The organism is candidate division WOR-3 bacterium (assembly GCA_039802205.1).
Lineage (GTDB): Bacteria > Hydrothermota > Tepidihabitantia > SM23-42 > JAOAFX01 > JAOAFX01.
In genome coordinates, this window is the sequence record JBDRWD010000025.1 from 22,534 (window position 1) to 31,971 (window position 9,438).

9 protein-coding genes are annotated in these 9,438 nt (G+C 43.3%); 2 read left to right on the plus strand and 7 right to left on the minus strand.

Annotated elements, in window-relative coordinates:
- Position 1 precedes the first annotated feature (1 nt).
- The 6 genes from ABIL39_06720 to ABIL39_06745 are packed head-to-tail and all read right to left on the minus strand — an operon-like array spanning position 2 to position 6,984.
- Entirely contained in the window at positions 2-391 is a 390-nt protein-coding gene (locus ABIL39_06720; GenBank protein ID MEO0165812.1) for a biopolymer transporter ExbD, read from the minus strand.
- Positions 388-801, minus strand: coding sequence for a biopolymer transporter ExbD (locus ABIL39_06725; GenBank protein MEO0165813.1), 414 nt, complete (start codon positions 799-801; stop codon positions 388-390). The genes ABIL39_06720 and ABIL39_06725 overlap by 4 nt, the downstream gene beginning before the upstream one ends.
- A gap of 30 nt (positions 802-831) precedes the next feature.
- Positions 832-1,539 (minus strand): MotA/TolQ/ExbB proton channel family protein, encoded by a 708-nt coding sequence (locus ABIL39_06730; GenBank protein MEO0165814.1) that lies wholly within the window; start codon positions 1,537-1,539, stop codon positions 832-834.
- Positions 1,540-1,550: 11 nt separating this feature from the next.
- Positions 1,551-4,019 (minus strand): tetratricopeptide repeat protein, encoded by a 2,469-nt coding sequence (locus ABIL39_06735; GenBank protein ID MEO0165815.1) that lies wholly within the window; start codon positions 4,017-4,019, stop codon positions 1,551-1,553.
- A 2-nt stretch (positions 4,020-4,021) separates the two neighbouring features.
- Positions 4,022-5,338 carry a PorV/PorQ family protein gene (locus ABIL39_06740; protein ID MEO0165816.1) on the minus strand — a complete coding sequence of 439 codons (1,317 nt, stop codon included), beginning with the start codon at positions 5,336-5,338 and terminating at the stop codon, positions 4,022-4,024.
- On the minus strand, positions 5,332-6,984 hold the full coding sequence (locus ABIL39_06745) for a FlgD immunoglobulin-like domain containing protein (protein MEO0165817.1): 1,653 nt from the start codon (positions 6,982-6,984) through the stop codon (positions 5,332-5,334). The genes ABIL39_06740 and ABIL39_06745 overlap by 7 nt, the downstream gene beginning before the upstream one ends.
- A gap of 233 nt (positions 6,985-7,217) precedes the next feature.
- On the opposite strand from ABIL39_06745, the gene ABIL39_06750 reads away from it, so the two are divergent.
- The gene (locus ABIL39_06750; GenBank protein ID MEO0165818.1) at positions 7,218-7,649 is read left to right on the plus strand and encodes a hypothetical protein; all 432 of its coding nucleotides are present in this window, start codon (positions 7,218-7,220) and stop codon (positions 7,647-7,649) included.
- A 41-nt stretch (positions 7,650-7,690) separates the two neighbouring features.
- The gene (locus ABIL39_06755; protein MEO0165819.1) at positions 7,691-7,828 is read left to right on the plus strand and encodes a hypothetical protein; all 138 of its coding nucleotides are present in this window, start codon (positions 7,691-7,693) and stop codon (positions 7,826-7,828) included.
- Positions 7,829-7,849: 21 nt separating this feature from the next.
- Here ABIL39_06755 and ABIL39_06760 read toward each other — a convergent pair.
- Positions 7,850-9,438: hypothetical protein (locus ABIL39_06760; GenBank protein ID MEO0165820.1), on the minus strand; the 1,589-nt coding region annotated here is incomplete at its 5' end.

Sequence of the window (9,438 nt, forward strand, 5' to 3'; positions counted from 1 at the left end):
TTCATTCCTTTGGTTTCTTCGTTGCACAGGCGATCCGTTTAGCACCGGCTTGTTTCACCCGGGCGAGGATTTCTAAGACTTCTTTATGTAGGACTTGCCGGTCTGCCCGTATTACAATTAACTGGTAGGGATCTTTCGCGACTGCCTGCTGAACGATGCTATCAAAATCTTCGGGTGCGATGGGTTGGTCATTGATGTATAATTTTTTATCAAGAGTATAGGTGATAGTGAAATTCTCTTCGGTCTTGGCTTCGGCGGTATGTGCCCGCGGCACTTCCACCGGCGTGTTGGTATGGGTCATGGTCATGGGTGCAAGAACCATCATCATCAAGACCACCATCAAGGCGACTGCTGCCATTGGCAAGATATCTACATTTTCCATCCGTCTCATCTTCTACTCCTTAATAACGCAAGTTCACCCGCACCTTTCTGTTTTGCGAGATCAAGGATCTGTATCACCCTTTCATAAGTAACTTCTGAATCCGTGGAAACGATGACCCTTTTCTCCAGGCTTCGGGCGAGCAACTGGGGCAATAGTTCTTCCAATTTTTCGTAGGTAACCGGTTCTTCGTTTAAAAGAATCCCCCCATCATTTAAAAGGTGGATATTCACTTTTATATCGCTCACCTCTGCTGCCGAACCCGTAGCTACACCCGGTGTATTCACAAAAATGCCGGATTCAAAAAACAGAGGTATGGCCACAATAAAGCCAATAACTAATGAGAGGGCAATATCCACTAATGAATTGAGAATCAAACCTTGAGGCTCGGTGGTGAATTGAATCTTTTTTCTCCTTCTCATCTTCAGGCCGGTTTGTTTATATCAACCATTTTAAAACTTCCAGGTAGTATCCTCAGGGGGAGGGTTGGATGACTGTTTGGGGGTGATGGTAGGTTCGGGGTTCGGTGCTGGAGATTTTTTCCGCATCGTATCTAAGAGCACGATCAGTTTATCACAGGTCCCTTCTAAAGCGAGCGCCAATTCATTGCTTTTTTTGGTATAATAATTATAAAAGAAAAGAGTCGGAATACCGATGAAGAGTCCGAAGGCGGTTGTAAGGAGTGCCTCGGCAATTCCAGCCGAGATCACCGCAGGACCACCAGAACCGGTTATTGCAATATTATGGAAGGCTCGAATCAAACCGGTTACAGTCCCTAAAAGTCCTAATAATGTGGCGGCATTGGCTAAAGTACCCATCCCGCCCAGATAACGGTCAAACTTCAATTTCTCTTCAATGACATAGCTGGAAAGCACATCATAAAGATTTTCCGCATCAAGATGCTGATTTTGGAGTGCAACTGCAAACAAGCCATATAAAGGGTTCTTTTTCTGCTGGGCATAAGCCAGTGCAGAACTTACGCCCTGATTGCGCAATATCTGACTGAAGCGTAAAAACCCGATCCGGGTATCAAAACTATTCCGGGCAAAATACAAAAACCGCTCGATGATCAAAGCCAGGGCAATGACAGAACAAATTAACAGAATAATCATTACTATGCTGCCTTTGAAAATTTCAATCAATGGTTGCCCCAAAATCATTTAACCTCCTTTTATTTTTTTAGACTGTCTGGAGAAGGCTCCATCTTGGGTAAGGCGGTTTCTGGAGTTCCTACGCCACCTTCGCCAAGATATTTTCTGCATACCCCCACATTATGCTGGGCATTGGCACTATATGGGGAGGAAGGGAAAGAATCAACTACGACCTGAAAACTCTTCAACGCCTTGCCGTATTCTTTTAAATTAAAATAAGAGGTCCCGAGATTAAAATAAACTGCGTCTTTCTCTTTTCCTTTAGGAAAATAACCCAGATAGCGTTCGTAAAGCTCAGCAGCCTTCAACCAATCTTCAATATTTACTGCGCATTCCGCGGCGAGGAGTAAGGCATCCGGTGCATAAGAAGAGTTAGGAAAATTTATGACCACCTTTATGAACTCTTCCATTGCCTGCTGGTATTTCTTCTCATCAAAAAATTTCTGGGCGATCTGATATTGTCCATCGGCTGCCAGTTCACTCTGAGGAAATCTCTCCACAAAATACTGCATTGCCTCTGTCGATTCGAGCCCCTTTTGATAATAGCACATCTCCATCCCCTTCCGGGCGGCGGTGGCTTCTTCGGCTGTAGGATAAAGGTCAAGAAATTTTTGGAATTCTCTTATCGCCTCATCGTAATTTTTCTGATTATAATAACTCTGGGCAAGGGCTAATTGGGCAGAACGGGCAAAATCATCGTGGGGATGATTTTCCACAACCCAGCGGAAAAGACTCCGGGCTTTTTCGTATTCCAATGCCTTGAAGTATGTATCACCTGCACGAAAGCCAGCTTCGGCAGACTTTTTGGCGAGGGGGAAATTACCAACCAGTTTTTCCCAGCATTCAATAGCATTGGCATAATATTCCAGATTATAATAGGCCAGACCTGCATAAAACAACGCCGGGACTGCACACCGTTCATCCTTGGGAAAAGTATTATACAAAGCCTCAAATGTTTCCCGTGCCTTCATGTAATCCCGCTGGTTATACTGGGTATAGCCAAGTCCAAGGTAGATAGCAATCACTAACGAAGAATCATCATAAGGGGTTTTGCTCATGTTTTCAAATATCTCCTGGGCTTCGCGATTTCGTTCCTGATTATACAAAGCATAAGCGAGACCTAAACGGGCATAAGGAGAGATTTCAATACCGAAGTAATCTTTGGTCACCGCAAGATAGGTCTTTTCGGCTTCACTGAAATTTTTTAAATAGTAGTATGCTTCTGCAAGAAAGTATAATGTTCTTCCTCGCCACTCACTCTTTTCTTCCGGAAAATCTTTTATATATTTACTCCCAAATGTTACTGCATATTCAAAATTTTTTAGGTTATAAAGTGAATACATAAGCATCGTTGCCCCGGGTTCACGCAAGGGTGAGCGGGGATATTTTGCTAATAAGGACTCAAAGAAACGGATAGCGTTGACATAGTCCTTTTTCTGGAAATAAATCATACCGGTCAGATACTCACCAACACTGGCAAGTTCGCCAGTAGCAAACATTGTGGCAAGCTGCGCTGAGGAAGTCAACGCCTGGAGTGTATCACCATAGGCAAGTAATGCCTTGGTCAACTGGAGGTTGGCATAAGAGGAAATCAGGGTATTCGGGTAATTGGCTCTAACCCGTTGAAAGGCACTCACCGCTCCTAATCCATCACCGAGATTAGTCCGGCATATCCCGAGCAGATAACCGGCATGGGCAGCGAGAAGATTATCCCGGTGTCGGGTAAGAGGGATCAGATGTTCAACGGCCCCCGCATAATCTTTATAATGGATTAAAGAGGCGGCATAGAAGAAATGGGCATAATCAACAAGTGGCGATTTTGGATAATAGGCTATGAAATCGCGAAATTTGACCCGGGCACCGTCAAAATCTTTATTGAAAAATAGGGCTTCAGCCCTGGAGAATTCCGCAAGAATTGCAATCGGGGTATTCGGTGCCTGGTCTAAAATCTCTTTAAATGATTTTATCGCCTCCAGGGGATAGCCCAAACGGGCGAGGCTCTTACCGTAATAAAATTTCGCCTCCAGCAGATTTATATCCTCAAGTTTTTCTTTGGCTTCCAAATAGCTCCCCCGGAAATAATATAGCACACCAAGCGCAAAATTTGCCCGGTTCTCTTCTCGATATGCAGGATTTTTTATCAATTTCTGTAACACCTGTTCGGCTTCTTTATAATTACCCTGGAGAATATCTATGATACCAATGGCATAGAGACACTCGGGTTCTAAATAATCGTATTTCTTGTGGCGGAGTATGATCTCAAAATTCTCTTTGGCTCTGTCATATTCTTTGATATTGAAATAACACTCAGCCACCCGGAAGCGGATTTCATCTTCGAAATCAGTTTTACCATATTTTTTTAAAATCGCCAAGAAATATTGCAATGCCTGTTCGTAATTCTCCTGGAGGAAAAGCTTGTGGGCAATTTCATAATCGGTGATGAGTTGATTGTAATCGGTGAGAGCAAAAATCAAAAATAGTAGTAGCATTACTACTCCTGGGGCACGAATTCGATCTCACCCTTGGGACCAAGGGTTACGATCTTCACCAGATAATCGCTAAACGAGATTCGTTCTTTTCCCTTGTCAATAATGATTATTTCATAATAATACTTGCCATCGGCAACTAATCTTCCCACATCGTCCAGGCCATCCCAGGATAACCTTAAAGGCGGGGCATCCCAACCTGAATAGGTTCGGACCACTTCTCCATATTGATTTTTGATAAGCAATTGCCACCGCTCCACCTCGCGTTTTGTGGTATAATGGAGGTCTAACCAGGCAACATTTTCTTTTCTACCCGGCGCCGGTGAAAATTCCTTAGGAGTTGCGGTAACCCAGGTCCGGAACCCACCAAATTCAATAAACGCCCCTATTTTATGGCGGGGAGGCAAAAGGTAATTCGATTTGTGGTGCAATTCCACGGCATAATCAATCCCAAACGACATATTGCCGAATAATTTTCTCACTCCGACACCTGCGTTGAGAGTATTCTCATCAAACCCTGCACGCAAAATGAAAATCGGATAGACCGGAACAAATTCAAAACCGAGATGGGGTTTGACCGACGAGTACTCCAGAGTATTCTTAGTAAGGTCAGCAATAATGATCGCCCGTCCTTGATACAGTTTTACGGCACCACCAAAGCGTAATGTCACTGGAAATTCCTCCACGGTCCCGTTCTCCAAATACTGCAAACGCGGTCCTAAGAGATTTTGGACTGAAAACCCCAATGTATAATTATACCGGGGAAAGAGGAAGATACCGACATCCCCTCCTATTCCAATAGCTCCGTACTGGGCGATCTTACTGGTAACAAATTTCAGATTGGTGCCGATACTCAACTCGTTAGCGAGAGAATAAGCATAGGATAGCAATATGCAACTCTGAGCAAAATAGTAACTTCCGTATGGATTCATATTTACATCCCGGGAATCGATCCCCTTGGCGCGAAAATGAATGATATTCCCACCGAAAGTACCAAAACGCCGGGTGGGCAGGGCATAACCGAGATAACCCAGTTGGTGGCCATAGAGGTCAAGATAAGAGGATTTGATGTTATGAGTGTATAACTGGACAAGACCAGCCGGATTAAAATATGTCGCTTCCACATCATCGGCAAGTCCGGTAAAGGCTTTCCCGAGGGCTGTAGTCCTCGGACTCATGCCGTAATTCAGGACTGCTCCCGGGAGACCACCGTCCTGGGCGAAGGTCCGATTGAAAATGAAAAGCAAGATGCCGAAAACAAAGAAAATAAAACCTTTTCTCTGAATAAAATTGGCTTTTGCACGACTTGCATCTACTACCATATCACACCTACCCTTATTCTTTTTTCCAAAAAGACATTGGTGTGGAGATAACCTTTCAAAACCACATAATAGACACCACTGGCAACTTTCTTCCCATTATCATTCCGACCATCCCAGAGAAGCATATTTATTCCAAGGCGTGCTCCATTTTGACCCGCAGAAATCTCTTCATGGTGCACCTGGTTGCCAAATGCGTCATATATAGAAAAAATCACATTACAGTTTTGTTGCAGATAATAAACAAACCGGGTATATGGTTGATTGATTCTACCAAAAGGATTGGGATAGGCGATCAGGTTGCCTTCCATCACCGAGGAATCAGGAATGATGATATAAACTGTTACGGTTTCAGCATAATCGTCTGCCTTGACCTCAATAGAATCAAGTTCATTGAAATAGCCCGTGGTGATAGTGAAACGCGATTGGCAGAGACCCTGGTTGTTGGTGGGTACCGAATCATACTGATCCTCAATCCTTCCATTTCCACCGATGACCGAAAATAAGACCCATTTTCCCGCAATCGGTTCGTTATTTCTATCGTATACCTTAACATTAATATAAGCGACCTCTCCAGGAGAAATGGTATCCGGTGTGATTGAGATATCAAAATTGTTTGCCCGCTGGACTACGGTTACAGGGTTATCATAACTGAAGAAGTTGTTATTCAGATCCCGGGCGTATAAAGATTTGTCGCCTTTAGACGAGAAATTCGCACTGAAATTGGCAACACCATTGAGCAAATTCTGGGGAGAGGGATTGGAAAAACCGGATGAACCTGAGAGCTGTATAGAATAACCAGAAACATTCGTTTTATTCCACATGGAATCCGTAGCATAAACGACGATGGGAAAATCTTCCAGGACATACTGAGCAGAAGCAATACCGGATTTGCCCGGGGTATGATTTAAATCGTGGGTTGTGTCACCCGGTAAGTGGGTCTCACCCGGCAGGAGCACGAGTAAACTGGAATAAGCACCTGGATAAATATAGATGTTACTTGAGGTATCACTTTTTATACTTGAATTTGTGACATCATAAATAAAAAACCGCTGGGTACCAGCGGTCCGGAAGGCATAATCGATATTCGCACTTCCGTTATTCAAGCAGAATGAGATCGCCTGTTTGAAACCGTCAGAACTCGTCAAAATCAGTGAGTCATTGCCGGTGGTTATCTGATTACACCAGCGGTCGGTAAGATAAAAGTAAGGAGTGAAAAAAGTCCCTGCTTGCTGACTGGTCGGATTACCGATCTTCCCTGTTTGATTGCCTGGTGCATAGGTTTGACCTGGAAGGATGGCAAGCAGCCGATAAGGAGTATTGGGATTCACCTGGAATGGGTTGGATTCCCCATTTTTACCATCGCCCTCGCACCGCAAGCGGATGGTGTTTCCGGCGATTGAGACCATAATATTCCCCTGCCAGGAACTATTCCCATTGAAATAGACCGTAGTATCCGGACTGACCGGATAGGAAACATTAGAAATGTAGATGCGGGCAGATCCGTAATAAGGCACCGGCTGACCCGAACTATTCAGGGCATAGACTGTTATGGAAAACGGCACACCCGCAGTCTTAGGTGAGATGATACTATCAAAACCAAAATGGTCAAGTTGACCCACAACGAAGAACCATAGAATTGTTATCAATGGGACCTCCCCGTTTTAAAAGATTTAATCTCCCACCTGATTTGAGTTGAATATCCGTTTTCTTTTTCATCAATGTAAGGTAAGTATACTTAAATTTTGAGCTTTGTCAAGAGAACGATTTGAATCAAAAATAATCTTACCGAAGTGGGGTTATTTAATCAAAATAAAATATCTTACCCAAAACTTTTAAAACATAGGCACCCCTGGATATATTCTATCCGAAAGGAGTGCCTATGATTTGCATAGACATTCCGGAGGAAGTATATACCATGAAAGCCAAAAGGTCAATAATTAAATCAAATGCCGAGCGCTATCGCAAGGCATCAAAAAAGGAGAAAACCGAAATCCTTAATGACCTGGAAAAAGCCCTCCATATGCACAGGAAATACATCACTACGCTTCTTAATCATACCGGCAAGGTCTATTATACCCCCCAAGGCGTAAAACTCGTGGGTGACCCAATGGTTACCTTTGTCCATAAACGTGGCCGAAAAAAGAAATATACCCAGGAACTATTACCCTATCTCAAAGCCCTGTGGGTATTGTCTCATTACCGCTCCAGCGTCCATCTCAGAGCCTTTATTACCATCAATCAAGACTGGCTCTTTAGTGGTATCCCGGAAAGAGTGTTTAACAAATTTCCTGAAAAAGAAAATTCCAATTGAGCCGCATTTTGAGAAGCCAAAGGTCAGTTAGGAATGTGGAGTTGAATTCAGGGCGGCACAGAATAACGATGGTTTGGGCAGTGGAGATTCGTAATTTTACCTTGGTGCGTTCGTATGTGGGTTATCGTCGTTATGATACGGATGCAGAGTATGAGATTTTAAGAGAGTTGATGCGTTGATTTCCACCTTGCATAATTATTTCATTCCCAAGATGATGTTGCAGAAAAGTCATAATCATGAAGCCCCTTAATCCTTTTGGAGGCTGCAAATTGATAACTTATCTTTTCCATCATCCCTTGGTAACGATCCCCTCGGGCAATAACCCAGTCATCATACCAGGAGCGGGCAAAGCCGTTTTTATAAATGCTCAGTAAGCGTTTATTTTCGCTATTGGATGATCGCCCTTCATTAAAATTCTTTATGAGTCTCTCAAATTCGTCCACATCGGCGATGATATATAATTCAGGCGAAAGCTTATACTGTCCCGCCTGGACTATTATTGGCTCTTTAATCCCGTATTTTTGTAAGGTCTGACGAATATGGGAGACGGCTTTTCTCAAACTGGCATATCCCTGCTTCCAGCCCGCCTTTGGCCAGAAGGTTTCTATCAACTCTTCCTGAAAAATCTCTTTGTTCCTATTAAGAATCAAATAGAAAAATAATTTTTTAGTTTTGGTGGTGCACCAATCATGGTCCAATACCTTTTTGCGGTCAACCACCAGCGTCGGTTCCCCAAAAAAGGATACCTCAAGAATATGAAATATCTGATATTCCTTTAAAAGCGCGAATATATAATCAGGATGGATACAATTTTTAATCATTAACGCGCTAAGCCCGGGTTCTCTTTTTAATTCCTGGATCAGCAGGTACCCATAATTATGCTGCATGGCGGTTTTGACCAAATTTTTCAGGTATTTGATTGCTAAGTTAAATCTCTCCTGCCGATAAAAAAGCCGGCACAATTGGAGGTGGATAAAAAAGTTTTCTAAGCAGAGATACCATCGCTGGCACAATCTTTCCGCTGACCGTAAAATTCCCTCTGCCTCCTGATACCTTTCCTGACCAATTTTCAATTCCGCCTCCGTGATGGCAATTGCTACAGATTCCACAACACTATCTTTTTTCAATTCCTTTATCCTTTTCAGTATTTTCTCCGCCTCCAGAAAATTCTTCTCCATTATCTCAATCTTGCATATCTCAATCAAGGTGGTAATAATCAGCCAGGGTACTTTTGTCTGTTCATAACTGGTCAGTGCCTTTTTGAAAAATTCCCTTGCCTTCTCCAAGTTCCCGTTATCCATATACCAAAGTCCATAACCGCGGTAGACACTGGCAAGCGACCAGGAATCATTAAACAGCGTGCCGATATTTATTCCTTCTCCCAGGATTCTCTCCGCACTCGTCTTATCTCCAAGCAATAAAGCAATCCTTGCTCCGTTATAAAATGCTGCTCCACAGCCTGGAGAGAAAAAATCGCGCAGCAGATTGGTCGCCGGAATTATTTTCTCATAGGCATCAACCAGATTCCCGGATTTAAATTCATTCATTGCCCAGTTATTCAAAACACTGGCCTTGAGTTCCTGAAAACCATGCCGTTCAACAATCTCGAATGCCCTTTTAAAAAGTCTCTTTGCCTGGAATAGATTTTTTCCACCCCGAGCATTATAAATCGCACCAAGCGAATTCAATACCGATGCCTTTAAGAGAGGAAGTCGTTGGGGACAGATTTTTATAAGTCTTTTAAGCCCTTGGATTGCCTTCGCTAAATGGCCCTCATTGATGAGCACAC